The following is a 26,106-nucleotide window of genomic DNA, read 5'->3' as shown; positions in this document are numbered from 1 at the left end:
ACAAAGGCGATGAAGAAGTCCCCGCGCGAGATCATCGACAGCGCCCGCCAGATCAGCCGGCGCGGGCTGATGCTGGGCCTGATCCAGGTCGGCACCGCATCCGTGCTGGGGCTGAAGATGCGCTCGATGCAGCTGGACCACGCCGAAGAGTTCCGGATGCTGTCGGACGGCAACTCGATCAAGATCCGCCTTCTGCCCCCGGCCCGCGGGCTGATCCTGGATCGGCAGGGCCTGATCATCGCCGGGAACGAGCAGAACTACCGCGTCACCCTGACGCGCGAGGAGGCGGGCGGCGATGTCGAGCTGGTCCTGCGCCGCCTGGCCGAGCTGATCCCGATGAGCGAGACGCGCATCGCCGAGCTGCTGGACGAGTTCGGCCGCCGCAGCGCGATCACCCCCATCGTGCTTGCCGACCGCCTGACATGGGAGCAGTTCAGCGCCATCGCCGTCAACGCCCCCTCGCTGCCCGGGGTGACCCCGGAATCGGCCCTGTCGCGCGCCTATCCGCGCGAGGGCGATCTGGCGCATGTCATGGGCTATGTCGGCCCGGTCAGCGACTACGACCTCTCGCGCATCGAGGAACCGGACCCGGTGCTGCGCCTGCCGGACTTCCAGCTGGGCAAGATCGGTGTCGAGGGCCGGCTGGAGGAGGTGCTGCGCGGCAAGGCCGGCGCCCGCCGCGTCGAGGTGAACAGCACCGGCCGCGAGATGCGCGAGCTGTCCCGGCAGGAGGGCGAGCAGGGCTCGACCGTCCAGCTGACCGTGGACGCGGCGCTTCAGAACTACGCCGCGCAGCGCATGGGCGAGGAAAGCGCCGCCGCCGTCGTGATGGATTGCGAGACGGGCGAGCTGGCCGCCATCTGCTCTTCCCCCAGCTTCGATCCGAACCTCTTCGTGCGCGGCATCTCGAACACCGACTACCGGGCGCTGATGGACCACGACCACCGCCCGCTGGCCGACAAGACCGTGCAGGGCGTCTATCCGCCGGGCTCGACCTTCAAGATGGTCACGCTGATGGCCGGCCTCGAGGCCGGGGTGATCAATCCCGGCACGCGCTATTTCTGCCCCGGCCATACGGAACTGGGCGGGCGCCGCTTCCACTGCTGGCGGCGCGGCGGGCACGGTACGGTGGACGCGATCAAGAGCCTCGAGGAAAGCTGCGACGTCTATTACTACGAGCTGGCGCAGCGGGTCGGCATCGACCGCATCGCGATCATGGCGCGCAAGCTGGGCCTTGGCGTGCGCCACGACCTGCCGATGTCGGCCGTGGCCGAGGGCATCGCGCCGGACCGGGAATGGAAGCTCGCCCGCCACGGCCAGAGCTGGCAGATCGGCGACAGCCTCAACGCCTCGATCGGGCAGGGCTACGTGCTTGCCTCGCCCCTGCAGCTGGCGGTGATGACGGCGCGCATCGCCAGCGGCCGCGCGGTCTCGCCGCGGCTGATCCGCAGCATCGACGGCCGGCGCGAGCCGGTCCCGGTCTGGCCCGAGCTGGAGGGGATCAGCGCCGCCACCCTGCGCGTCGCGCGCATGGGCATGGACGCGGTGATGAACGGCGGGCGCGGCACGGCCCGCGCCTCGCGCATCACGCGCGAGGAATGGCGCATGGCCGGCAAGACCGGCACCAGCCAGGTCCGCAACATCACCGCGGCCGAGCGGGCGCGGGGCGTCATCTCGAACGACCAGCTGCCGTGGAATCGCCGCGACCACGCGCTGTTCGTCGCCTATGCCCCTTATGAGGCGCCGCGCTACGCGATCTCGCTTGTGGTGGAACATGGCGGCGGCGGCTCGGCCGCGGCGGCGCCCGTCGCACGGGACATCCTGCTCTATGCGCTGAACGGCGGGCTGCCGCCGCTGGACGCCGTGCCCCCCGAGCAGCGCGCGGCGCTGGAGACGCGCCACAACGAGATGAAGCTCTACGCGCCCGAGCCGCCGCGCGGCGGCCGCACGCGGGTCTGACGAGGGGTCCGATGTCCTATCTCGACTACAAGGTCGCGCAGGTCCCGACGGGCTTTCGCAAGGTGCTCTATATCAACTGGCCGCTGGTGCTGCTGATCACCGCCGTCTGCTGCATCGGCTTCCTGATGCTCTATTCCGTGGCGGGCGGGCGGCTGGACACCTGGGCCGAGCCGCAGATGTACCGTTTCGCCATCGGCATGGTGGTGATGCTGGGCCTCGCCTTCGTGCCGATGTGGTTCTGGCGCGGCATCTCGATCGGCGCCTATGTCGCCTGCTTCCTGATGCTGGTCGCGGTAGACCTGTTCGGCGTCATCGGCATGGGCGCGCGGCGCTGGATCGAAATCGGGCCGATCCGCATCCAGCCGTCGGAGCTGATGAAAATCGCGCTCGTCCTGCTGCTGGCGGCCTATTATGACTGGCTGGACATGAAGCGCGTCTCGCGCCCGCTCTGGGTGCTGATCCCGGTGGTTCTGATCCTCGCCCCGACGGCGCTGGTGCTGGTGCAGCCCGACCTCGGCACCTCGATCATGCTGGTCGCCGGTGGCGGGATCGTGATGTTCGCGGCCGGGGTGTCGCTGTGGTATTTCGGCGTGGTGATCGGCATGGCGGTGGGTCTTGTCGTCACGGTCATGAGAAGCCGCGGCACGGACTGGCAGCTTCTGAAGGACTACCAGTTCCGCCGCATCGACACCTTCCTCGACCCCTCGGCCGACCCGCTCGGCGCCGGCTACAACATCATCCAGAGCCAGATCGCCCTCGGCTCGGGCGGCTGGTCGGGGCGGGGCTTCATGCAGGGCACGCAGTCGCGGCTGAACTTCCTGCCCGAAAAGCACACCGACTTCATCTTCACCGTGCTGGCCGAGGAGTTCGGCTTCATCGGCGCCTCGTCGCTTCTGGCGCTGTATATGCTGATCGTGTTCTTCTGCCTCTATTCGGCGCTGACGAACCGGGACCGCTTCGCCAGCCTGATCACCATCGGCATCTCGGGGACGTTCTTCCTGTATTTCGCGATCAACATGGCGACCGTGATGGGCCTGCTGCCCGCCAAGGGCTCGCCCCTGCCGCTGGTCAGCTACGGGGGGACCTCGCTGATGATCCTGATGCTGGGGTTCGGGCTGGTGCAGTCCGCGCATGTCCACAGGCCACGATGAGGGGCCCGCGATGAGGGTCCGCTTCTCCGCCGCACCGGGCGCTTGGGACGAATGGGCCGCGCCCCTGCGCGACGCCTGCCCCGAGATGGAGCTGGCGCAGGAGGGCGATCCGGCCAGCTTCGACGCGATCATCTACGCGCCGGGCGGCGACATCGCGGACTTCTCGCCCTACGTGAACGCCCGCCTCGTCCAGAGCCTCTGGGCCGGGGTCGAGCGGATCGTCGGCAACGCCACGCTGACGCAGCCGCTGGCGCGGATGGTCGATCCGGGGCTGGCGGCGGGCATGGCCGAATACTGCACCGGCTGGACCCTGCGCGCGCATCTGGAAATGGACCGCTACGCGCAGGACGGTGTCTGGCGGAACGGGCAGGTGCCGCCCCTGGCCGCCGAGCGGCCCGTGACGATTCTGGGGATGGGAGAGCTGGGCCGGGCGGTGGCGCGCCACCTGACGGCGATCGGCTTTCCCGTTACCGGCTTCAGCCGGAGCGGCGCCCCGGTCGAGCGCGTCACGGTGACGGACGACCTGGACCTGGCACTTGCCCGTGCGCAGGTCCTCATCTCGCTGCTGCCCGACACGCCCGGCACGCGCAGCCTTCTGGACGCATCACGCCTGGCGCGGCTGCCGCGGGGCGCGTGGATCGTCAATCCGGGCCGCGGCACGGTGCTGGACGATGCGGCGCTGCTGGCGGCGCTGGACGCGGGGCATTTGGGCCATGCTGTGCTGGACGTTTTCCGCACCGAGCCGCTGCCCCCGGACCACCCGTTCTGGGCGCATCCGAATGTCACCGTCACGCCGCATATCGCCGCCGACACGCGGGCCGCGACCGCCGCGCCCGTCGCCGCGGCGAACCTGCGCGCGGCGATGGAGGGGCGGACGGTGGAGCATCTGGTGCACCGCAGCCGTGGTTACTGAGCGGGCGGGTCCTTCGGCGCCTCGGCCTTCATCGCGGCGATGCGGGCTGCGGCGCGGGCGATGCGCTCCTCCATCTTCTTCTCGCGCCGGCGCTGGTAGGCGTTGAAGATCGGCACCGTCAGGTAATGCGTCGCGACTGAGACGGCAATGCCCAGGATCAGCCCGCCCACCCAGTAGGGCAGGAAGATGTGCTGGTTAAAGTCGGCCAGCCGGTCCCAATGCGCGGTGCTGGGCCCGAAGACGGACCCGATGTTGTGCCACAGCTCGCCCGTGGCGTCGCTGAACTCGCGGAAGATGCGGTGCGGCGTCAGCTCGCCCGGAATGTTCAGCAGGTGCCGCCCGAGCGTCACCGAGGCCACCGCGATGAAGGGCAGCGTGACCGGGTTGCCGACGAAGGTCGCCAGCAGCGCGGCCAGGATGTTGCCGCGGATGATCCAGGCGACCAGCGCGGCGGACAGGAAGTGAAAGCCGAAGAGCGGCGTGAACGAGACGAAGACCCCCGCCGCGACGCCGCGCCCGATGCGGTGCGGCCGGTCGGGCAAGCGCCGCAGGCGGTACATCACATAGGTGCCGGCCCGGCGCCAGCCGCCGCGGGGATAGATGAACTCGCTGGCGATCTGGCCGTAGCTGCGCGGTTTGCGGCGCTTGAACAAGGCTCACCCGTGGTTGTTCTGCACCGCGCACAGGCGGCTGGCTAAGGCTTCAGCGCCGGATCGCGCACGCGCGCGACCTGCGCCACATCGCTTTCCGCCTCGAGGGCGGTCAGCAGGTTGTGCAGATGCTCATGATCGCGCAGCTCGACCTCGACCTCGATCCGGTAGAAGTCGGGCTTGCGGTCGATGAACTCCAGATTCGAGATATTCGCCCCCTGCGTGCCGATCAAGGAGCAGATTCGCCCCAGCACGCCGGAATCGTGCCGGATCGTCAGGCTGAGCACAGTCGAATAGGCCGCCGGATGCCGCCCCTCGCGCCATTGCAGGTCCACCCACCGCTCTGGCGCGTTCTCGAACTCGGCCAGGACCGGGCAGTCGATGGCGTGGATCACGACGCCCGCGCCGCGATAGGTGATGCCGACGATCCTCTCGCCCGGCAGGGGCGCGCAGCAGGGAGCGCGCTTGAAGTTGGCGTCGGCCTCGAGCCCCGCGATGGGGCGGCGGAAGTCGATCTCGTCCTGATGCTCGGCCAGCTCGGGATAAAGGATGTCGAGCACTTCCTTGGCCGAGTTCTCGGCGCTGCCGATGCGGGCCAGCAGCTCTTCGGCCGAGGGCAGGCGCAGCTGCCGCGCGGCCGTGCGCAGCGCCTTGTCCGTGACCTTGCGGCCCACATGCTCGAAGCTGACGCGCACCAGCTCGCGGCCAAGGCGGATGAAGCGGTCACGGTCCTCCTCGCGCAAGCTGCGCCGGATGGCGGCCTTGGCGCGGCCGGTCACGACGATGTCGAGCCAGGTCGCCTGCGGGCGCTGGCCCGAGGCCGAGATGACCTCGACCGACTGGCCGTTCTTCAGCCGCGTCCACAGGGGCACGCGGATGCCGTCGACCTTGGCGCCCACGCAGGAATTGCCGAGCCGCGTGTGGATCGCATAGGCGAAGTCAATGGGCGTCGCGCCCTTGGGCAGCTGCATCACGTCGCCCTTGGGCGTGAAGCAGAAGACCTGATCCTGATACATCTCGAGCTTCACATGCTCGAGGAACTCGTCGTGGTCCTCGTTCCCGAAGCGGTCGGTGAGGCTGGCAATCCATTCGCCCGGATCGACGGCGAAGGGGTTCCGCGCCCGCACGCCGTCGCGATAGGCCCAGTGCGCGGCGACACCGGCCTCGGCGACCTCGTGCATCTGGCGGGTGCGGATTTGCACCTCGACCCGTTTGCCGTCGCGCCCCGACACCGTCGTATGGATCGAGCGGTAGCCGTTCGATTTCGGCTGGCTGATATAGTCCTTGAACCGCCCCGGCACCGCCCGCCAGCGGTGGTGGATCACGCCGAGCGCGCGGTAGCAGTCCATTTCCGACCGGGTGATGATGCGGAAGCCGTAGATGTCGGACAGGCGCGAGAAGGCAAGCTGCTTTTCCTGCATCTTGCGCCAGACGCTGAAGGGCTTTTTCGCGCGGCCGAAGACGTCGGCCTCGATCCCCTGCCGCTCCAGCTCGGCGCGGATGTCGGCGGTGATCTGGCCGATGATGTCGCCGCTCTCGCGCTGCATGCTGACGAAGCGGCGGATGATCGAGTTGCGCGCCTCGGGGTTGATGACCTTGAAGGCCAGATCCTCCAGCTCCTCGCGCATCCACTGCATGCCCATCCGGCCCGCCAGCGGGGCATAGATGTCCATCGTCTCGCGCGCCTTCTTGACCTGCTTTTCCGGCCGCATGGACCGGATGGTCCGCATGTTGTGCAGCCGGTCGGCCAGCTTGACCAAGATCACGCGCAGGTCGCGCGACATGGCCATGAACAGCTTGCGGAAGTTCTCGGCTTGCTTGGACTGGGTCGAGGACAGCTCGAGATTGGTCAGCTTGGTGACGCCGTCCACCAGGTCCGAGATCTCGTCGCCGAACATCGCCGCGACCTCGGACTTGGTCGAGCGGGTGTCCTCGATCGTGTCGTGCAGCAGGGCGGTGATGATCGTCGCGTCGTCCAGCCGCATCTCGGTCAGGATGGCGGCGACGGCGATGGGGTGGGTGAAGTAGGGCTCGCCCGAGTGGCGGAACTGCCCCTCGTGCATCCGCATCCCGTATTCATAGGCGTCGCGGATGGCTTGGGCATTGCAGCGCGGGTTGTAGTTGCGCACCAATGCCAAAAGGTCTTCGACGTCGATCATGATGCCGAAGACCCCGCTGTTCCTGGTCGTGCCGTTGTCGTCAGCCGCGCTGGTTCGCTTCCAGCATCATCCGCAGCATCCGCTCTTCCGACTCCTCGTCGGCGGGCTTGGGACGATCCACCTCGGCGCCCAGAAGCAGCGCCATCGCGTCCTCTTCCGGCTCGTCAACCTCGATCTGGGTCTGCGTACTTTCGATCATGCGCTCGCGCAGGTCGTCCACCTGCTGCGTCTCTTCCGCGATCTCGCGCAGGGCGACGACCGGGTTCTTGTCGTTGTCGCGGTCCACCGTCGCCGGGCTGCCGGCTGCGATCTCGCGCGAGCGATGGGCGGCGAGCAGAACCAGATCAAACCGGTTGGGAACCTTGTCGACGCAGTCTTCAACGGTTACGCGGGCCATGGATCACCTGTGCAGTTGCGAATCGGACGTTCGGGGCGAAACCGGACTAGTGGGCGCGCGGGGCGCCTTTGTCAAGCCGCAGGAACCGCTGGCGGCCAGGGAAGAGGCCGCATCCCGGCCAGCGCGTCGGGACCGAGATCCACCAGCATCTGCGCCGCGCTTGCCCCCGTCAGCGGGTGACGCCAGAACGGCGCGATCTCGCAGAGGGGGGCCAGCACGAAGGCACGATCCTGCATCCGGGGATGGGGCAGCAGCAGATGCGCCGGCGCGCGCCGCGCCTGCTCGGCGGGCGGCAGGTCGATCCAGCCGCGCAGGGTGGCGGCGTCCGGCAGCACCCGATCGTCCAGCGCGATGAGGTCCAGATCCAGCACCCGTGCCGACCAGCGCCCCCCGCTGCGGTCGCGGCCGGCCTCGGCCTCGATCTCGTGCAGGCAGGACAGCAGGGCCTCGGGGCCGAGCGAGGTGCGGATCAGCGCGACGGCGTTGGCGAAGTCCGGGCCAGAACCCGCCGGCACCGCGGGGGTCCACCAGATCCGGCTAAGGGCCGATATTGTAATGGCGGGGCGACTGTGCACAATGCCGAGCGTTTGGCGCAGCGTCCCTGCGGGAGACTGCGCCGACGACGGGAGGTTTGCCCCAAGTGCGACAATACCAAAAGACAGGTTAACCAAGTTTTCCTTCCCGTTCTAAAACCTTAGGCAAGGGGCGCAGCATGCCAGGGCCCTCACCTTGGCGCGAACCGGGCTTTGAAAACAGCAAGACCTAAAAAAGGCAACACCCGGATGTTTTACAAAGACGACCGATTGGCCATCTTCATCGATGGCGCCAACCTCTATGCCGCCGCGCGGGCCCTGGGCTTCGACGTGGACTACAAGCTTCTGCGGCAGGAATTCGACCGGCGAGGCAAGCTGATGCGCGCCTACTACTATACCGCGCTTCTGGACGGCGAGGAGTACTCGCCGATCCGGCCGCTGGTCGACTGGCTGCACTACAACGGCTTCTGCGTCGTCACGAAGGCGGCGAAGGAGTTCACCGACGCGATGGGCCGGCGGAAGATCAAGGGCAACATGGACATCGAGCTGACGGTCAACGCGATGGAACTGGCGCCGCGGCTGGATCACGCGGTCCTCTTCTCGGGGGACGGCGACTTCCGCCCGCTGGTCGAATCGCTGCAACGGCAGGGCGTGCGCGTCTCGGTCGTCTCGACCATCCGCAGCCAGCCGCCGATGATCGCCGACGACCTGCGCCGGCAGGCCGACAACTTCATCGAACTTGATGCATTGCGCGACATCATCGGCCGCCCCCCGCGCGAGCCGCAGCCGGTCGAAACCTGAGCCGGCAAGGCCTGTCCGGGGGGCCAGACAGCCCTCAGGTTGCGGGCTTTACATTTACTTGCCCAAAAGGACAGGCTGACTTCCATACGTGCATCAGCGAGAAGGCATACAACGAACGGGCGACTTTTTGCGTGTTGTTTTTGTCCCTTGTTGCTTCGCTCGAACGTTCGGCCGGCCGGCAGGCCCGACCCCCTGGGGGTCGGGCAAGCCGCCGGGCCGGAACGGCAGACGGCCGAGTGGTGCGGACGGCGGGACTTGAACCCGCACTCCCGAAGGAACCAGATTTTCGTACCACTTCGGCTTTCGCCGCCGCGGGCTGATGCCCGCGTTCGTGGTCTGGACTATCCCTTCGCCATGGCCTTCCGGCTTTAGGCGCCGCCCGTCTAGTCTCTACACCTTCCCCGCTGAGGGGCTTGGCTCGGGATCGGCACGGGAGAAACCTCCCACAGCTTTCCCCGAATTTGAGCGGTTCTACACCGCGGGTTTCCCCGCGGGCACTCCAAATCAAAGTCTGTTGCGTCTACCGATTTCGCCACGTCCGCACTGGCCCCGGTGATGCCATATCGGCTTGCGCGATGCGACAGGAAAAGCCGTCACCCGTAGCTGCGCGTCGGGCGATCGAAGACCTTGCGCCCCATGAGGCTGGCGACCAGATCGACCATCAGCTTGGCGGTGCGGCCCCGCTCGTCGAGGAAGGGGTTCAGCTCCACCAGGTCGAGCGAGGTGACGAGGCCCGATTCGTGCAGCAGCTCCATCACCAGATGCGCCTCGCGGAAGGTGGTGCCGCCCGGGACGGTGGTGCCGACGGCCGGTGCGATGGACGGGTCGAGGAAGTCGACGTCGAGGCTGACATGCAGCAGCCCATCGGCGGCCCGGACCCGGTCGAGGAAGGCCCGAAGCGGCGCCACGATGCCATGCTCGTCCAGCGCGCGCATGTCGTTCACCGTGATCTCGGTCGGCTCCATCGCGGCATGTTCCGCCGGATCGACGCTGCGGATGCCGAACATGCAGATGTTCTCGCCGGGGATCGGAGCGGGGAAGGGGGGGAAGGGCGCGAAGCCCGGCAGGCCCGAGGCATAGGCCATCGGCGTGCCGTGCAGGTTCCCCGAGGTCGTCGTCTCGACCGTGTGGAAATCGCTATGCGCGTCCAGCCAGATCACGAAGAGCGGGCGCCCCGCCTCGGCGGCGTGGGAGGCGACGCCCGACAGCGTGCCGAGCGCCAGGGAATGATCGCCCCCCATGATGATCGGCAGCCCGTCGGGCATGGCCGTCCTGGCGGCCTCGGCCAGCGCGCGCGTCCAGGCGATCATCTCGGGCAGGTGGTGGACGGCCGGATTGCCGCAGGTCTCGGTGCCGATGCCGTGGGGCTGTACGTCGCCGCGATCCTCGACCCCGTGGCCGAGCGCGGCCAGCGTGCCGGCAAGACCGGCGGTGCGATAGGCGGCAGGCCCCATGAGGCAGCCGGGCCGGCGCTGGCCCTCGTCCACCGGGGCTCCGATCAGGATGCAATGGGTCATCCGGGTCTCCTTGCTGATGGGCCGGATCAAAGCCGTCCGCAGCCGGATTGTCCACCGGCCGCCGCGCGGGCCTAGCTGCGCACGCCCTTGAAGCGCTCGGCCCATTCGGCCCGGCTCTCGTCGGTGATCTTGGCGAACATCACTTCGGGGACGGTGAAGGCGTGGCCGGCGGACAGCGCGGAGAGAGCCGCCTGCAGATCGTCCGGCCATGCCGCGCCGGTGCCGTTGATCGCCTCGAGCATCCCGGCGGCGGTGAAGGGGATGAAGGGCGCCGACAGCACCGCGTAGAGCCGCACGAGGTTCAGCCCCATCCGCACCTGCATCGCCGCCTTCTCCGGATCGGTCTTGAAGACCGACCAGGGCGCGGCGGCCTGCAGGTACTCGTTGCCCAGCACCCAGATGGCGCGCAACTCGGCGGCCGCCTTGCGGACCTCCATCGCCTCCATGCTGGCCTCATAGGCCTTGAGGCGGCCGGCGATCGCCTCGGTCAGGGCCTGCTCCTCGGGTCCGTAGGCCGGGCCTTCGGGCACCGTCTCGCCGAACTTGCTGCGGCAGAACTTGGTGATGCGGCTGACGAAGTTGCCCAGCACGTCGGCGAGGTCCTTGTTCACCGACTGCTGGAAGTTCTCCCAGGTGAACTCGCTGTCGCCGCTTTCGGGGGCGTGGGACAAGAGCCACCAGCGCCAGTAATCGGCCGGCAGGATCTCCAGCGCGTGGTCCATGAAGACGCCGCGCCCCTGGCTGGTCGAGAACTGCCCGCCGTCATAGGTGAGGTAGTTGAAGGACTTGATGTAGTCGACCATCTTCCACGGCTCGCCCGAGCCGATCAGCGTCGCCGGGAAGGACAGGGTGTGGAAGGGCACGTTGTCCTTGCCCATGAACTGGGTGTAGGTCACGTCCCCGGCCCCCTCGTCCAGCCGCCACCAGCGGCGCCAGGCGGCATCGTCCGCGCCCGAGGCGTCGGCCCATTCGGCGGTCGCGGCGATGTATTCGATGGGGGCGTCGAACCAGACATAGAAGACCTTGCCCTCCATCCCTGGCCAGTCCTCATCGCCGCGCCGGACCGGCACGCCCCAGTCCAGATCGCGCGTGATGCCGCGGTCCTGAAGGCCGTCGCCGTCGTTCAGCCATTTCTTCGCGATCGAGGTCGTCAGGATCGGCCAGTCGGTCTTGCCGTCGATCCATTCGGCGATCTGGCCCTTCAGCGCCGACTGGCGCAGGTAGAGATGCTTGGTCTCGCGCACCTCCAGATCGGTCGAGCCGCTGATGGCGCTGCGCGGATCTATCAGGTCGGTCGGGTCGAGCTGCTTGGTGCAGTTTTCGCACTGGTCTCCGCGCGCCTTGTCATAGCCGCAATTGGGACAGGTGCCCTCGATGTAGCGGTCGGGCAGGAAGCGGCCGTCGGCATGGGAATAGACCTGACGTTCGGACACTTCCCGGATGTAGCCTGCATCGGCCAGGCGTCCCGCGAAATGCTGCGTCAAGCGGCGGTTGCGGTCCGAGGAGGAGCGGCCGTAGTGATCGAAGCTGAGGCCGAAGCCCGCCGCCAGCTCGGCCTGCACGTCATGCATCCGGGCGCAGTAATCGGCCACCGCCTCGCCGGTTTTCGCAGCCGCCAGCTCGGCCGGGGTGCCGTGCTCGTCGGTGGCGCAGATGAACATCACCTCGTGGCCCCGCGCCCGCAGATAGCGGGCATAGAGATCCGCCGGCAGCTGCGAGCCGACAAGGTTGCCCAGGTGCTTGATGCCGTTGATATAGGGCAGGGCAGAGGTAATCAGGTGGCGGGCCATGCGCGTGCGTCCTTTCGGGGTCGCGCATCTCTAGCCCCGTTGCGCGATGATGAAAAGCGCGGCGCTTGCGCTCGGGCGGGCCGGCTGCCAAGGATCGGCACAGCGGCGACGGAGGGATCATGGCGCGCGGCACGGCTCTCCCTCCGCCACGGCGTGGCGCCCATCGTGCCCCTGGTCTGGATGCGGAAGGCCGGCCCCGAGGATGACGAGGCGGCCGCGGCCGTGGAAGGGGAGGGGTGAGGCGCCGGTTCGGTGCGAAAGCCGCCCTGTTGGCGCCACCGGCCCGCCATCGACTTGACGTTGCGTCCTGAAACAGCATCCTGACCCTGATCCGCCGGTCCCTGCCGGCCAGTGGGAGAAGGAGCCCGTCATGACAAAAGCTGTTATCGTCTCTGCCGCGCGAACGCCTGTGGGCAGTTTCATGGGCGCGTTCGCCAACGTCCCGGCACATGATCTGGGCGCCGCCGTCCTGAAGGAGGTCCTGGCGCGGGCGGGCGTCGATGCGGCCGAGGTCGACGAGACGATCCTCGGGCAGGTGCTGACCGCCGCGCAGGGCCAGAACCCCGCCCGCCAGGCGCATATCAAGGCGGGCCTGCCGCAGGAATCCTCGGCCTGGCTCATCAACCAGGTCTGCGGCTCGGGGCTGCGGGCGGTGGCGCTGGCGGCGCAGCAGGTCATCCTGGGCGATGCGCGCGTCGTTCTGGCCGGCGGGCAGGAAAGCATGTCGCTGGCCACGCACGCGGCCTATCTGCGGGCCGGCCAGAAGATGGGCGACATGCAGTTCATCGACACGATGATCCGCGACGGTCTGTGGGACGCCTTCAACGGCTATCACATGGGCCAGACCGCCGAGAACGTCGCGCAGAAGTGGCAGATCTCGCGCGAGCAGCAGGACGAGTTCGCGCTGGCCTCGCAGAACAAGGCGGAAGCCGCGCAGAAGGAAGGCCGCTTCGACGACGAGATCGTCGGCTACACCGTCAAGTCGCGCAAGGGCGACACGGTGATCGACAAGGACGAGTATATCCGCCACGGCGCGACCATCGAGGGGATGCAGAAGCTGCGCCCGGCCTTCGCCAAGGATGGCTCGGTGACGGCGGCCAACGCCTCGGGCCTCAATGACGGCGCGGCGGCAGTGATGGTGATGACCGAGGAGGAGGCCGCGCGGCGCGGGCTGACGCCCCTGGCGCGCATCGCCTCCTATTCCACCGCCGGTCTCGATCCGGCGATTATGGGCACCGGCCCGATCCCGGCCAGCCGCAAGGCGCTGGAGAAGGCCGGCTGGTCCGTCGGCGATCTGGACCTCGTCGAGGCGAACGAGGCCTTCGCCGCCCAGGCCTGCGCGGTGAACAAGGACATGGGCTGGGACCCGTCCATCGTGAACGTCAACGGCGGCGCCATCGCCATCGGCCATCCCATCGGCGCCTCGGGCTGCCGCGTCCTCAACACGCTGCTCTTCGAGATGAAGCGCCGCGACGCGAAGAAAGGGCTCGCGACCCTCTGCATCGGCGGCGGCATGGGCGTTGCCATGTGCCTCGAGCGCTGAGGCGCGACCGTTAACGCTGACAGGGCGCGCAATTTGGTTGCGCGCCTTCTGCCGCCAACTTAGCCTTTGTTGCACAGTTTATTGGATGATGAGGGGGGATCTGATGTCGAAAGTGGCTCTGGTGACAGGGGGTTCGCGCGGGATCGGCGCGGCCATCTCGAGGGCGCTCAAGGATGCCGGCTACACCGTCGCGGCGAACTATGCCGGCAATGACGACGCGGCCCGCGCCTTCACCGAGGAGACGGGGATCAAGACCTACAAGTGGTCGGTCGCCGACTACGACGCCTGCAAGGCGGGTGTCGAGCAGGTCGAGGCCGAGCTTGGCCCGGTCGCGGTGCTGGTCAACAATGCCGGCATCACCCGCGATGCGATGTTCCACAAGATGACGCCGCAGCAGTGGAAAGAGGTGATCGACACCAATCTGACGGGCGTCTTCAACATGACCCACCCGGTCTGGTCGGGGATGCGCGACCGCAAGTTCGGACGGATCATCAACATCAGCTCGATCAACGGGCAGAAGGGCCAAGCCGGACAGGCGAACTACTCTGCCGCCAAGGCCGGCGATCTGGGCTTCACCAAGGCCCTGGCGCAGGAGGGTGCGCGGGCCGGGATCACCGTCAACGCCATCACCCCGGGCTATATCGGGACCGAGATGGTGCGCGCCATCGATGAGAAGGTGCTGAACGAGCGGATCATCCCGCAGATCCCCGTGGGGCGCCTCGGCGAGCCCGAGGAGATCGCGCGCTGCGTCGTCTTCCTGGCGGCCGAGGACGCCGGCTTCATCACCGGCGCGACGATCAGCGCCAATGGCGGGCAGTACTTCACCTGAGACGCGGGGCGGGCGGGGCGTTTCGCGCCCTGCCCCCTTGACCCGGCAGGCGGCGCAGGGCTTCCTTGCGCGACACCGCCGAGAGCCAAGAAAATGACGCATTTCCTCGACATCCACACCACCGACCAGACCGCCCTGCGGTCGATCATCGACAATGCGCGGGCCATGAAGACCGCCCGCCAGAGCCGCCCGCGCGGCACGCCCGATGACGAGCAGCCGCTGAAGGGCCGCATGGTGGCGCTGATCTTCGAGAAGCCCTCGACCCGGACCCGCGTCAGCTTCGACGTCGGCGTGCGGCAGATGGGGGGGCAGACCATGGTGCTGTCGGGCTCGGAGATGCAACTGGGCCATGGCGAGACCATCGCCGACACGGCGCGGGTGCTGTCGCGCTACGTGGACCTGATCATGATCCGCACCTTCGAGGAGGCGACGCTGCAGGAGATGGCCGAGCATGCGACGGTGCCGGTGATCAACGGCCTGACCAACCGCACCCATCCCTGCCAGATCATGGCCGACATCATGACCTTCGAGGAGCATCGCGGCCCCATCGCTGGCAAGAAGGTGGTCTGGTCGGGCGACGGCAACAACGTCTTCGCCAGCTTCGCCCATGCGGCGGGGCAGTTTGGCTTCGATCTGACCTTCACCGGCCCTCCGCCGTTGGACCCGGAACGGGAATGGCTGGACTGGGCCGCCGCCAAGGGCCACCCGGTCACCATCGAGCGCAACCCGCAGAAGGCGGTCGAGGGGGCTGACCTCGTGGTCACCGACACCTGGGTCAGCATGCATGATCCGCAATCGGCCAAGGAGCGGCGCCACAACCAGCTGCGCGGCTACCAGATCAACGAGGCGCTGATGTCCCGCGCCAAGCCCGACGCGCTGTTCATGCACTGCCTGCCCGCCCATCGCGAGGACGAGGTGACGAGCGCGGTGATGGACGGGCCGAACTCGGTCATCTGGGACGAGGCCGAGAACCGGCTGCACGCGCAGAAGGCGATCATGCGCTTCTGCCTCGGGGTGTAGGATCGCGTCCCGCTGCTGGGGGCGCGCCCGAGATAGGGCGCGGCGAAGACGATAGGGCCTGTCACCCAAGCTTCATCGAAGCGTGACGGGCGTTTCACATGCCGGGGCTACCTCCCGCTGACGTATCCGCCGGGTCTGGCGGATCTTCGATTCAGCAAGGAGCGCGCGTCATGAATGACATGCAGCCAAGCCGTCAGGTTTTCCGCAACAGCCAGCTTGAGCGGGCCGACGGGCCGGGGCTCAACCCCACCAAGAACCCGACCATGGGCGAGATCATCGCCGCGCGCTTCTCGCGCCGGGGGTTCCTCAAGGGCTCTATGGCCGTCACCGCGATTTCTGCCACGGTCAGCCCGATCGCGCTGCTGTCGGCGGGCGAGGCCCATGCGCAGACCCGGGTCGCCGGCTCGGCCTTCGACTTTGCCGAGGTGACGGCGGGCGTGGATCAGGATCACCACGTCGCCGAGGGCTATGACGCCGACGTGCTGATCCGGTGGGGCGACAAGGTCCTGGCCGACGCGCCCGAGTTCGACCCCGAGAACCAGACCGCCGAGGCGCAGGAAAAGCAGTTCGGCTACAACAACGACTATGTCGGCTTCATCCCGCTGGACGGGGCGGACGATCACGGCCTTCTGGTGGTGAACCACGAATACACCAACGAGGAGCTGATGTTCCCCGGCATCGTGACCATTGCCGATGGCGAGGCGGTGGTGGCCGAGGCGACCGAGGATCGCGTCAACATCGAGATGGCCGCGCATGGCGGCACGGTGATCGAGATCCGCAAGGAGGCCGGCAAGTGGCGCACGATCCCCGAAGGGACGATGAACCGCCGCATCACGGCCAATACGCCGATGCAACTGACCGGCCCTGCCGCGGGTCATGCGCGCCTGCAGACGGCCGCCGATCCCTCGGGCACCGAGGTGCTGGGCACGATCAACAACTGCGCCGGCGGCGTCACGCCCTGGGGCACCTACATCATGGCCGAGGAGAACTTCCACGGCTACTTCCTGGGCGAACTGCCGGCCGATCACCCGGAAGCCGCCAACTACGAGCGCGTGGGCCTGCCCGCCGCGAACTATGACTGGGGCCGCTTCCACGATCGCTTCGACGTCTCGAAAGAGTCCAACGAGCCGAACCGCTTCGGCTGGATCGTCGAGGTCGACGTGATGGACCCGAACTCGGTGCCGAAGAAGCGCACCGCGCTCGGCCGCTTCAAGCACGAGGGCGCCGAGAGCGCGGTGGCCAAGGACGGCCGCGTCGTCTTCTACATGGGCGACGACGAGCGCTTCGACTATGTCTACAAGTTCGTCACCGCCGGCACCTACAACCCCGACGACCGCGCGGCGAACATGGACCTTCTGGACGAAGGGACGCTGTACGTGGCGCGCTTCGACGAGGATGGCAGCATGGAATGGCTGCCGCTGGTCCATGGCGAGGGGCCGCTGACGGCCGAGAACGGCTTCGAGAGCCAGGCGGACATCGTGATCGAGGCGCGGCGGGCCGCCGACCTGCTGGGAGCGACGCCGATGGACCGGCCCGAGGATGTCGAGCCGAACCCCGAGAACGGCCATGTCTATGTCATGCTGACCAACAACACCCGCCGGACCGAGGCGGATGGCGCCAACCCGCGCGCCGAGAATGCCTTCGGCCATATCATCGAAATCGTGGAGGACGGCGGCGACCTGACCGCCACCCGCGGCACCTGGGAAATCCTGGTCCAGTGCGGCGATCCCTCGATCGCCGAGGTTGGCGCCACCTTCTCGACCGCGACGACCGAGAACGGCTGGTTCGGGATGCCGGACAACTGCGCGGTGGATGCGGACGGGCGGCTCTGGATCTCGACGGACGGGAACTCGCCGTCCGAGACGGGGCGCACGGACGGGCTGTGGGCACTGGACACGGAAGGCGAGGCGCGGGGCACCTCGAAGCTGTTCTACCGCGTACCGGTGGGGGCGGAGATGTGCGGGCCCTGCATGACGCCGGACATGACCACCTTATTCGTCGCGGTGCAGCACCCGGCGGATGGCGGCGATGACTGGGAGGGCTTCGGCCGCATCTCGCATTACGAGGACCTCTCGACCCGCTGGCCGGATTTCCGCGACGACATGCCGACGCGGCCCTCGGTCGTGGCGATCACCAAGCAGGACGGCGGCCGCATCGGCTGAGCTGTCAAATTGACGGGCGGCCGCCGGCCGCCCGACGCGATGTGAAAAACCCGCGCCTTTCGGCGCGGGTTTGTTCGTGCGGGGCGCCTGCGCTCAGCCAATGGCGGCGGCGCGGACCTCGTCGTCGATGGCGTTCTCGTATTGCGCGAAGTTGTCGCAGAACATCTGCACCAGCTTGCGGGCCTGCGCGTCATAGGCGGCCGGATCGGCCCAGGTCTGGCGCGGGTCCAGAAGCTTGTCCTCGACGCCCGGCACGCTGACCGGCACCTCGAAGCCGAAGTTCGGATCCTTGCGGAACTGCACGTCGCCCAGGCTACCGTCGAGGGCCGCCGCCAGCAGCGCGCGGGTCGCGGCGATGGGCATGCGCGTGCCGGTCCCGAAGGCGCCGCCGGTCCAGCCGGTGTTGACCAGCCAGCACGAGGCGCCGTGCTGGGCGATCTTCTCCTGCAGCAGCTTGCCGTAGACCTCGGGGCGGCGCGGCATGAAGGGGGCGCCGAAGCAGGTCGAGAAGGTGGGGATCGGCTCGGTCACGCCGACCTCGGTGCCCGGGGTCTTTGAGGTGAAGCCCGACAGGAAGTGATACATTGCCTGCGCCGGGGTCAGCCGCGCGATGGGGGGCAGCACGCCGTAGGCGTCGCAGGTCAGCATGATCACGTTCTTCGGGTGCCCGCCGAGGCTGGTGTTCGAAGCGTTCGAGATCGCCTCCAGCGGATAGGCGCAGCGCATGTTGTCGGTGATCGAGTTGTCCTCGAAATCCAGCTCTAGCGTGTCGGCGTCGAAGACCATGTTCTCGATCACGGTGCCGAATCGGCTGGTGGTGGCGTAGATCTCGGGCTCGGCCTTGGGCGAGAGGCTGATGGTCTTGGCGTAGCAGCCGCCCTCGAAGTTGAAGATGCCGGTGTCCGACCAGCCATGCTCGTCATCGCCGATCAGCACGCGCGAGGGGTCGGCCGAGAGGGTCGTCTTGCCGGTGCCCGACAGGCCGAAGAAGACCGCGCTGTCGTCCGGGTTGCCCGGCGCGTGGTTGGCGCTGCAGTGCATCGGCATGATGCCCTTCTCGGGCAGAAGGTAGTTCAAGAGCGTGAAGACCGACTTCTTGTTCTCGCCGGCATAGGCGGTGCCGCCGATCAGGATCAGCTTCTTCTCGAAGTTCAGCGCGATGACCGTGCCCGAGCGGCAGCCGTGGCGTTCGGGATCGGCGGTGAAGCTGGGGCAGTTGATGATGGTGAATTCGGGGGCGAAGGTGGCCAGCTCGGACGCCGCGGGACGGCGCAGCAGGTGGCGGATGAAGAGGTTGTGCCAAGCAAGCTCGGTCACCACGCGCACGTCGAGCCGCGTCGCGGGATCGGCGCCGCCGAAGAGATCCTGCACGAAGTAGTCGCGGCCCTTCATATGGGCCAGCATGTCGGCATGCAGGCGATCAAAGGATTCGGTGGTCATCGGCTTGTTGTTGTCCCACCAGATCTTGTCTTGCACGGCGGGCGTGCGGACGACGAACTTGTCCTTGGGCGAGCGTCCGGTATGGCTGCCCGTGGTGACGAGGAAAGCGCCCCCAAGACCGATGCGGCCTTCGCCGCGCGCGACCGCCTCGGTCATCAGCGCCGGCTCGAGGAGGTTGTAGTAGACCCGGCCCAGACCCTCGATCCCTTGATCTTCAAGACGGCAATCGGGGTTCACGCGCGTGTTCATGTCTGGGCTCCGTAACTCGGGACAAGATTGACGCCGGCGGATGCGGCGATGTTCATCGGCTATAACACGCACCAAACGTCGCGGAAGCAGAGGCCGCTAACGGTTTGCGCTAACAGGGTATGTTATCGCCAACAGCCGCAATCGACGGCTGATTTGACCTCGTGTTAACCATGTCCAGGCATGATGGGCGAGGGGAGGTGATTCGCATGATCCAGCTTCACGCGACGACGGTGGCCCTTGATGGACGGGGCCTCGTGATCCTCGGCCCGTCCGGCGCCGGCAAGTCGACGCTGGCGCTGGAGCTGATGGCCGTCGGGGCTGCGCTGGTGGCGGACGACCGCACGGATCTGCGTCTTGAGGGGTCGGCGTTGACCGCATCGGTTCCGAAAGAACTGGAGGGGCGGATCGAAGCGCGCAGCGTCGGCATCCTGAACGCCGACTTCGTTCCCACCGTCACGGTCTCGCTCGTCTGCGATCTCGGGCAGGTGGAGGATCAGCGCCTGCCGCCGATGCGCCACACTACCCTAATGGACATGCGCCTGCCTCTTGTCCTCGGTCCCCATCGCCCGCATCTTTACGCGGCGCTGCGGCAAATGCTGCTGGGCGCGCGGCATGCTTGATCGACATCGGCCCGGAGGTGGGATGACCAGAGGCGAGGGGTCCATCACAGACGGCATCGGCCAGGATGTGCAGCGGCTGGTGCTGGTGACCGGCCCCTCGGGCGCGGGGCGCTCGACGGCGATCAACGTGCTCGAGGATCTGGGCTTCGAGGCCATCGACAACCTGCCCCTCTCGCTGATCCCGCGCCTTCTGGACGGCCCGCCGCGCCCGATGCCGCTGGCCCTTGGCCTCGACGTCCGTAACCGCGACTTCGCCGCGACCAGCGTGATCGAGCTGATCGACCGACTGACCCGCCGCCCGGACTTCGCCCCCGAGGTGCTGTATCTCGACTGCGCTGCCGACGTGCTGGTGCGCCGCTACAACGAGACCCGCCGCCGGCATCCGCTGTCCCCGAACCGCGAGCCGCTGTCGGGGGTGCTGACCGAGATCGACATCCTTGCGCCCATCCGCGACCGGGCGGACGTGCTGCTCGACACGTCCGAGCTGTCGCCGCACGACCTGAAGGCCGAGCTGACGCGATGGTTCGACATGCGGCCGGACAACCGCCTCAGCCTGTCGCTGCACAGTTTCAGCTACAAGCGGGGGGTGCCGCGCGGGCTGGACATGATGTTCGACTGCCGCTTCCTGAACAACCCGCACTGGGACGAGACGCTGCGCCCCATGACCGGGCAGGACGCCGCCGTGCAGGCCCATGTTCGCGCCGACCCGCGCTTCGACGAGTTCTTCCAGCGGACGCGGGATCTTGTTCGATTCGTGCTGCCCGCCCATATGGAGGAAGGCAAGTCGCATCTTTCGGTTGGCTTCGGCTGCACCGGCGGCAAACACCGTTCCGTCACTTTGGTGGAAATGATGGCCGTCGCGCTTGCGAAGGATGGCTGGCCGGTGTCAATAAGGCACAGGGAACTTGAGCGGCGCATCAACTTGCTGCCCGCCGGCACCGAGGCCGAGCCCAAGGGCAAGGCAGAGGCGACCGCGCGAGAGGCGTCGTGATGGCACCCTGTTTTGGACGTGGTGGAACGCGTTGATTGGGATTGTGATCGTAGCGCATGGTGGTCTGGCGAGAGAGTATCTCTCGGCGGTCGAGCATGTCGTCGGCCCGCAGGCCGGGATCGCCGCCGTGGCGATCGAGGATGACCATGACCGTGCCGCCAAGACGGCCGAGATCAAGGATGCGGCGAATGCCGTGGACACCGGCGAGGGTGTCGTGGTGGTGACCGATCTGTTCGGCGGCTCGCCCTCGAACCTGTCGCTGCCGGCCTGCGCCATGCGCGACCGGGCGATCCTCTATGGGGCGAACCTGCCGATGCTGGTGAAGCTGGCCAAGTCGCGCCACCTGCCGGTGCCGGATGCCGTGGCCTTCGCCAAGGAGGCCGGGCGAAAATACATCAACTCCTACAACGTGCCGCTGGAGGCCGCGATGGACGCCGGATCGCGCGTGCGATGAGCGGGTCCGTCACGAAAGAGCTGACGATCATCAACGTCAAGGGGCTGCACGCGCGCGCCAGCGCCAAGTTCGTCGACGTGGTCGAGCGCTTCGACGCCCATGCCCAGGTCGAGAAGGACGGGATGAGCGTGTCGGGCGATTCCATCATGGGTCTCTTGATGCTCACCGCGCCGCGGGGCAGCTGCATCACCGTCACCACCTCGGGGCCGGAAGCCGCGGCGCTGGCCGAGGCCATCGAGGCGCTGGTCGGGGATTACTTCGGCGAAGGCATGTAGTGGCCGAGCGCAAGACCTACCACCACGGCAACCTGCGTCAGGCGCTTGTGGAAGCCACCGCCGCGCTGATCGAGGAACAGGGCCCGCAGGCCTTCACCCTGACCGAGGCCGCCCGCCGCGCCGGCGTCTCGGCCGCCGCGCCCTACCGCCATTTCAAGGGCCGCGAGGACCTGCTGGAAGAGGTCGCGGGCCAAGGCTTCATCGAGTTTGCCGGCCGGCTGGAGGCCGCCTTCGACGGCGGCAACCCGCGGGCGCTGACCGCCTTCCTGCGGATGGGCCAGGCCTATCTGGATTTCGCCCGCGACCGGCCGGGCTATTACATGGCGATGTTCGAAAGCGGGATCTCGATCGCGGGCAATGCCGATCTCGCCGCCGCCTCCGAGCGCGCGCAGCGCGCGCTGGTGGACGCTGCCGAGGTGCTGTTCGAGCGCCTGCCCGCGGACCGGCGCCCGCCGGTGCGGATGGTGGCGAACCATGTCTGGGCGATGAGCCACGGCGTGGTTGAGCTGTTCGGCCGCGGCAAGCCTGGCAGTCGCAGTCCCGTGGCGCCGGCCGAGATGCTGGAGAGCGGCGTCATCGTCTATCTGCGCGGGCTGGGCCTGATCGACTGAAAAATCTGCACGAGGCTCTTGACCGCGCGCCTTTGTCATCCATCTATGTAAATGTGATTAACATTAACATAGGGAGACACGGGAATGCAGACAGCCTCGCAAGAGCTTGGTCCGGTCCGCAGCGGCAAGATGGGGGTGGGTCAGATCCTCGCCTCGGGCCGCGACTGGCTGGATGAGCGCGGCAAGTTCGCCTGGATCATCGCCATGATCCTCGGCTTCGTCTTCGTCTGGCCGGTTGGCCTGGCCCTTCTTGTCTACATGATCTGGAGCAAACGCATGTTCGGATGCAGCAAGCGCAGCCACGCGCCCCGCTATTACGCGCCCACCACCGGCAACAGCGCCTTCGACGCCTATCGCGAGCAGACGCTGAAGCGGCTCGAGGACGAGCATCGCGAGTTCAACGACTTCCTCGCGAAGCTGCGCGAGGCCAAGGACAAGGCCGAATTCGACCAGTTCATGGAAAAGCGCGGCGAAAAGGCCGAGACGCACGACCTGGCCTGACCAGCAAGACCGGGGCCGGCACGACCGGCCCCGCCTTCTCTCACTCGCCGCGCGGAAAGCGCTGGCTGTCCTCCAGCACGTTCAGGTCCATGTGGTTGCGCATGTAGCGCTCGGACGCCTTCTGAAGCGGCTGGTGGTCCCAAGGGTAGTAAGCGCCGTTCCGCAGCGCCTCGTAGACGATCCAGCGCCGCGCCTGGCTCTGCCGCACCTCGGCGTCGAAGGCATCGAGGTTCCAGCGGCCCCCCGCCATTCCCCGCAGCCGCGCCAGGGTGTCCGTATGGGCCGGATCGGCGGCCAGGTTCACCCGCTCGTCCGGATCGGTCTCCAGATCGAAGAGCATCTCGGGATCGGCGGCACATTGGACGTATTTCCACCGCCCATCGCGCAGCGCGACCAGCGGCGCCACGCTGCCCTCGGCTGCGTATTCCATCGGCACCGGGCCGCGTTCGCCGCCCTGCGCCAGTGACACGCCATCGGTCCAGGGTGCGATCTCGTCCATCGGCAGGCCCGCCAGATCGCAGAGCGTCGGCAGCACGTCGATTGTGCTGACCGGCTGATCCACCCGGCCGGGCGCCAACGCCTGCGCGGCGATCATCAGCGGCACGCGGGCTGAGCCCTCGAAGAAGTTCATCTTGAACCACAGCCCCCGCTCGCCCAGCATCTCGCCGTGGTCGGACAGGAACAGGATGATCGCCTCCTGCCGCGTCGCCTCCAGCACGTCCAAGATCTCGCCGATCTTGTCGTCGACATAGCTGATATTGGCGAAGTAGCCCTGCCGGGCGCGGCGGATGTGCTCGTCCGTGATCTCAAGCGCGCGGAAGTCGCAGGCATCCATCAGGCGCTGCGAATGGGGGTCCTGATCCTCGTAGGGGATCGGCGCGGGGGCGGCCAACTCGGGCGCGTTCTCGTAGAGGTCCCAGTGCTTGCGCCGGGCCACGAACGGATCATGCGGATGAGTGAAGCTGACCGTCAGGCACCAGGGCCGCTCGTCCTTGCCGCGCGCGAGGTCATAGAGCTTGCGGCAGGCGTGATAGGCGACCTCGTCGTCATATTCGAGCTGGTTGGTGATCTCGGCGACCCCGGCACCGGTGACGGAGCCGAGGTTGTGATACCACCAGTCGATCCGCTCGCCCGGCTTGCGGTAATCCGGAGTCCAACCGAAGTCGGCGGGGTAGATGTCGGTCGTCAGCCGCTCCTCGAAGCCGTGCAGCTGGTCGGGGCCGACGAAATGCATCTTGCCGGACAGGCAGGTGTGCCAGCCCGCCCGGCGCAGGTGATGGGCATAGGTCGGGATGTCCGAGGCGAACTCGGCCGCGTTGTCGTAGACCCGCGTGCGGCTTGGCAGCTGGCCCGACATGAAGCTGGCCCGCCCCGGCGCGCAGAGCGGGCTGCCGGTATATGCGTTGGCGTAGCGGGTCGAACGCTCGGCCAGGCGCTTCAGGTTCGGGGCGTGCAGGAAGTCGGCGGGGCCGTCGGGGAAAAGCACCCCCGACAGCTGATCCGCCATCAGGATCAGGATGTTCGGCGTCATGCGTCAGCCGGCGACCGCCGCCTGCACCGCCTCGAGACCGGGCTGCCCGTCCAGCGTGGTGACGCCGTCGAGCCACGGCTCCATCGCCTGCGGGTTCTCGGCCAGCCATTCGCGGGCGGCCTCCTGCGCGTCCGCGCCGTCGTCGAGGATCTTGCCCATCAGCTGGTTCTCCATCGGCACGTCGAAGACGAGCTGGCTGAAGAGACGCGCGGCATTGGGGCAGCTCTCGGTCCATGCGCTGCGGGCGAGGGTGTGGACGGTCGCGCCGCCGAAGTCCGGCCCGAACTGCGCGTCGCCGCCCGAGAGATAGGTGATGTCGATCGCCTCGTTCATCGGATGGGGCGCCCAGGCCAGAAAGACGGTCGGCGTGCCGCTGTTGCGCGTGACCTGCGCCAGCATCGCCTGCTCGCCGCTTTCGACGAGCTCCCAATCGCCGAGGCCGAACTCGTCCGAATCGATCATCGCCTGGATCGACTGGTTCGCCGGCGCGCCCGGCTCGATCCCGTAGATGCGGCCCTGGAAGGCGTCGCGATGAGCGTCGAGGTCGGCGAAGTCGGTTACGCCCAGCTCGGCGGCGGCGGGGTTGACGGCCAGGGTGAACTTGGCGCCCTCGAGGTTCCGCACCAGCTCGGTCACGGTGCCCGACGCGTCGAGGTCGTCGCGGAAGCGCTGCTGCGCGGGCATCCAGTTGCCCAGGAAGACGTCGGTCTGCGCGCCCTTCAGCGCCTCGTAGCCCACCGGAACCGAAAGGGTCGCGATGTCGGCCTGGTAGCCGAGCGCATCCAGAAGAACCGCTGCGACGCCGTTGGTGGCGGTGATGTCCGTCCAGCCCGGATCGGACAGGCGCACGGTGCTGCACTCTGCCGGGTCCTGGGCCAGGGCGGGGGCCGCAAGAAGGCTCAGCGCCAAGGCGGCGGTCAGGGGTCTTGACGTCATGTCTCTCTCCTGTCGGGTTTGTTGATTATCCGCTCAGTCAACGACCGCGCGCCGCGCCATGCCCGCCCGAAAGCGACATTCAGCGTGTCGGAACCGGGGTATCGCCGCGATAGTCGTAAAAGCCGCGGCCCGTCTTGCGCCCCAGCCAGCCGGCTTCGACATATTTCGTCAGAAGCGGACAGGGCCGGTACTTGGTGTCCGCCAGCCCGTCATGCAGCACGTTCATGATCGCGAGGCAGGTGTCGAGGCCGATGAAGTCGGCCAGTTCCAGCGGGCCCATCGGATGGTTGGTGCCGAGCTTCATTGCGAGATCGATCGACTTCACCGAGCCGACGCCCTCGTAGAGCGTGTAGACCGCCTCGTTGATCATCGGCATGAGGATGCGGTTGACGATGAAAGCCGGAAAATCCTCGGCCGTGGCCGAGGTCTTGCCCAGCTTCTCCACGACCGCCAGCAGGGCTTGGTAGGTCTCGTCGTCGGTGGCGATGCCGCGGATCAGCTCGACCAGCTGCATGACCGGGACGGGGTTCATGAAGTGGAAGCCCATGAACTTCTCGGGCCGGTCGGTGCGGCTGGCCAGCCGCGTGATCGAGATCGAGGACGTGTTCGAGGTCAGGATGGTCGTCGGCTTCAGATGCGGCAGAAGCTGGGCGAAGATCTCGTGCTTGACGGCCTCGCGCTCGGTCGCGGCCTCGATCACGAGGTCGCTCGCGCCGAGGTCGGCGATGGTCATGGTGGTGCGGATGCGGCCCATCGCAGCAGCCTTGTCCTCGGCCGAGATCTTCTCGCGGCTGACCTGGCGGTCGAGGTTCTTGTCGATCAACGCGACGGCCTTGTCGAGCGCGTCGCGGCTGACATCGCTCAGGAGCACGTCATAGCCCGCCACCGCGAAGACATGGGCAATCCCGTTGCCCATCTGGCCCGCACCGACCACGCCCACAGATTGGATCGCCATGATGTCCTCCGTTTTTCCTCGGGCGGACGATAGGGCGGGCCGCAGGGTGCCGCAATGCAAAACCGCCCCTGCCGGAGGCGGGGGCGGTGGGGCTGCCGGGGAGGGGGGCGCTGCCCCCC

At 67.6% G+C, this 26,106-nt stretch carries 24 protein-coding genes; 14 read left to right on the top strand and 10 right to left on the bottom strand.

What is annotated here, in order from left to right; all coding sequences use genetic code 11:
* The first annotated feature begins 9 nt into the window (after positions 1–9).
* The 3 genes from mrdA to BLP73_RS15240 are packed head-to-tail and all read left to right on the top strand — an operon-like array spanning position 10 to position 4,023.
* The gene (mrdA, locus tag BLP73_RS15250) at positions 10–1,959 is read left to right on the top strand and encodes a penicillin-binding protein 2 (RefSeq protein ID WP_090746582.1); all 1,950 of its coding nucleotides are present in this window, start codon (positions 10–12) and stop codon (positions 1,957–1,959) included.
* Positions 1,960–1,970: 11 nt separating this feature from the next.
* Positions 1,971–3,110, top strand: coding sequence for a rod shape-determining protein RodA (gene rodA, locus BLP73_RS15245; protein WP_090746580.1), 1,140 nt, complete (start codon positions 1,971–1,973; stop codon positions 3,108–3,110).
* Between the two features lie 10 nt (positions 3,111–3,120).
* Positions 3,121–4,023 carry an NAD(P)-dependent oxidoreductase gene (locus BLP73_RS15240; protein WP_090746577.1) on the top strand — a complete coding sequence of 301 codons (903 nt, stop codon included), beginning with the start codon at positions 3,121–3,123 and terminating at the stop codon, positions 4,021–4,023.
* On the opposite strand, the gene BLP73_RS15235 is transcribed toward BLP73_RS15240, so the two are convergent.
* The 4 genes from BLP73_RS15235 to folK all read right to left on the bottom strand — a co-directional run bounded on the left by BLP73_RS15235 (position 4,017) and on the right by folK (position 7,900).
* Complete coding sequence (locus tag BLP73_RS15235; RefSeq protein ID WP_090746574.1) at positions 4,017–4,676, bottom strand: DUF2062 domain-containing protein; 660 nt, start codon at positions 4,674–4,676, stop codon at positions 4,017–4,019. The genes BLP73_RS15240 and BLP73_RS15235 overlap by 7 nt on opposite strands.
* 41 nt (positions 4,677–4,717) lie before the next feature.
* Positions 4,718–6,832 carry a RelA/SpoT family protein gene (locus tag BLP73_RS15230; protein WP_090746571.1) on the bottom strand — a complete coding sequence of 705 codons (2,115 nt, stop codon included), beginning with the start codon at positions 6,830–6,832 and terminating at the stop codon, positions 4,718–4,720.
* Positions 6,833–6,872: 40 nt separating this feature from the next.
* Positions 6,873–7,229 carry a DNA-directed RNA polymerase subunit omega gene (gene rpoZ, locus BLP73_RS15225; RefSeq protein ID WP_090746568.1) on the bottom strand — a complete coding sequence of 119 codons (357 nt, stop codon included), beginning with the start codon at positions 7,227–7,229 and terminating at the stop codon, positions 6,873–6,875.
* A gap of 71 nt (positions 7,230–7,300) precedes the next feature.
* Positions 7,301–7,900 (bottom strand): 2-amino-4-hydroxy-6-hydroxymethyldihydropteridine diphosphokinase, encoded by a 600-nt coding sequence (folK, locus tag BLP73_RS15220; RefSeq protein WP_090746565.1) that lies wholly within the window; start codon positions 7,898–7,900, stop codon positions 7,301–7,303.
* Between the two features lie 111 nt (positions 7,901–8,011).
* Between folK and BLP73_RS15215 the strand changes: the two genes are divergently transcribed.
* Positions 8,012–8,563, top strand: coding sequence for a LabA-like NYN domain-containing protein (locus BLP73_RS15215; RefSeq protein ID WP_090746562.1), 552 nt, complete (start codon positions 8,012–8,014; stop codon positions 8,561–8,563).
* Between the two features lie 593 nt (positions 8,564–9,156).
* Here BLP73_RS15215 and rocF read toward each other — a convergent pair.
* Both rocF and metG read right to left on the bottom strand, forming a co-directional pair.
* Positions 9,157–10,080, bottom strand: a complete 924-nt coding sequence (gene rocF / locus BLP73_RS15210; protein ID WP_090746560.1) for an arginase — start codon at positions 10,078–10,080, stop codon at positions 9,157–9,159.
* 71 nt (positions 10,081–10,151) lie between these two features.
* Positions 10,152–11,870 carry a methionine--tRNA ligase gene (metG, locus tag BLP73_RS15205; RefSeq protein WP_090746557.1) on the bottom strand — a complete coding sequence of 573 codons (1,719 nt, stop codon included), beginning with the start codon at positions 11,868–11,870 and terminating at the stop codon, positions 10,152–10,154.
* 370 nt (positions 11,871–12,240) lie between these two features.
* On the opposite strand from metG, the gene BLP73_RS15200 reads away from it, so the two are divergent.
* The 4 genes from BLP73_RS15200 to BLP73_RS15185 all read left to right on the top strand — a co-directional run bounded on the left by BLP73_RS15200 (position 12,241) and on the right by BLP73_RS15185 (position 17,424).
* Positions 12,241–13,413 carry an acetyl-CoA C-acetyltransferase gene (locus tag BLP73_RS15200; protein ID WP_090746555.1) on the top strand — a complete coding sequence of 391 codons (1,173 nt, stop codon included), beginning with the start codon at positions 12,241–12,243 and terminating at the stop codon, positions 13,411–13,413.
* Positions 13,414–13,516: 103 nt separating this feature from the next.
* Positions 13,517–14,242 carry a beta-ketoacyl-ACP reductase gene (phbB, locus tag BLP73_RS15195; RefSeq protein WP_090746552.1) on the top strand — a complete coding sequence of 242 codons (726 nt, stop codon included), beginning with the start codon at positions 13,517–13,519 and terminating at the stop codon, positions 14,240–14,242.
* Positions 14,243–14,335: 93 nt separating this feature from the next.
* Positions 14,336–15,262, top strand: coding sequence for an ornithine carbamoyltransferase (argF, locus tag BLP73_RS15190; protein WP_090746550.1), 927 nt, complete (start codon positions 14,336–14,338; stop codon positions 15,260–15,262).
* Positions 15,263–15,432: 170 nt separating this feature from the next.
* Positions 15,433–17,424 (top strand): PhoX family protein, encoded by a 1,992-nt coding sequence (locus tag BLP73_RS15185; protein ID WP_090746547.1) that lies wholly within the window; start codon positions 15,433–15,435, stop codon positions 17,422–17,424.
* Positions 17,425–17,517: 93 nt separating this feature from the next.
* Here the strand turns inward: BLP73_RS15185 and BLP73_RS15180 are convergent, their stop codons facing one another.
* Entirely contained in the window at positions 17,518–19,113 is a 1,596-nt protein-coding gene (locus tag BLP73_RS15180; RefSeq protein WP_090746544.1) for a phosphoenolpyruvate carboxykinase, read from the bottom strand.
* Between the two features lie 206 nt (positions 19,114–19,319).
* Here BLP73_RS15180 and BLP73_RS15175 point away from each other — a divergent pair, with 206 nt between their 5' ends.
* The 6 genes from BLP73_RS15175 (at position 19,320) to BLP73_RS15150 (ending at position 22,565) form a co-directional block, all read left to right on the top strand.
* Positions 19,320–19,733 (top strand): HPr kinase/phosphorylase, encoded by a 414-nt coding sequence (locus BLP73_RS15175; protein WP_090746539.1) that lies wholly within the window; start codon positions 19,320–19,322, stop codon positions 19,731–19,733.
* A gap of 22 nt (positions 19,734–19,755) precedes the next feature.
* Positions 19,756–20,724 carry an RNase adapter RapZ gene (gene rapZ / locus BLP73_RS15170; RefSeq protein ID WP_090746536.1) on the top strand — a complete coding sequence of 323 codons (969 nt, stop codon included), beginning with the start codon at positions 19,756–19,758 and terminating at the stop codon, positions 20,722–20,724.
* Between the two features lie 31 nt (positions 20,725–20,755).
* A complete protein-coding gene (locus BLP73_RS15165; protein WP_090746533.1) occupies positions 20,756–21,178 on the top strand; it encodes a PTS sugar transporter subunit IIA in 423 nt (140 codons plus the stop codon).
* Complete coding sequence (locus BLP73_RS15160; protein WP_090746529.1) at positions 21,175–21,453, top strand: HPr family phosphocarrier protein; 279 nt, start codon at positions 21,175–21,177, stop codon at positions 21,451–21,453. Before BLP73_RS15165 ends, BLP73_RS15160 begins: the two co-directional genes overlap by 4 nt.
* The gene (locus BLP73_RS15155) at positions 21,453–22,064 is read left to right on the top strand and encodes a TetR/AcrR family transcriptional regulator (RefSeq protein WP_090746526.1); all 612 of its coding nucleotides are present in this window, start codon (positions 21,453–21,455) and stop codon (positions 22,062–22,064) included. The genes BLP73_RS15160 and BLP73_RS15155 overlap by 1 nt, the downstream gene beginning before the upstream one ends.
* 84 nt (positions 22,065–22,148) lie before the next feature.
* On the top strand, positions 22,149–22,565 hold the full coding sequence (locus tag BLP73_RS15150; RefSeq protein WP_425415699.1) for a DUF2852 domain-containing protein: 417 nt from the start codon (positions 22,149–22,151) through the stop codon (positions 22,563–22,565).
* 40 nt (positions 22,566–22,605) lie between these two features.
* On the opposite strand, the gene betC is transcribed toward BLP73_RS15150, so the two are convergent.
* From betC to BLP73_RS15135, 3 genes are all read right to left on the bottom strand, one after another.
* Entirely contained in the window at positions 22,606–24,096 is a 1,491-nt protein-coding gene (betC, locus tag BLP73_RS15145) for a choline-sulfatase (protein WP_090746520.1), read from the bottom strand.
* Positions 24,097–24,099: 3 nt separating this feature from the next.
* Positions 24,100–25,032 (bottom strand): choline ABC transporter substrate-binding protein, encoded by a 933-nt coding sequence (choX, locus tag BLP73_RS15140; protein WP_090746517.1) that lies wholly within the window; start codon positions 25,030–25,032, stop codon positions 24,100–24,102.
* A 79-nt stretch (positions 25,033–25,111) separates the two neighbouring features.
* On the bottom strand, positions 25,112–25,987 hold the full coding sequence (locus tag BLP73_RS15135; RefSeq protein WP_090746514.1) for a 3-hydroxybutyryl-CoA dehydrogenase: 876 nt from the start codon (positions 25,985–25,987) through the stop codon (positions 25,112–25,114).
* Positions 25,988–26,106: the final 119 nt, after the last annotated feature.

Origin of the sequence: Paracoccus tibetensis (assembly GCF_900102505.1) — a bacterium.
Lineage (GTDB): Bacteria > Pseudomonadota > Alphaproteobacteria > Rhodobacterales > Rhodobacteraceae > Paracoccus > Paracoccus tibetensis.
Note: the sequence above shows the minus strand (reverse complement) of the source record. Positions and strands in the feature narration are given on the sequence as shown.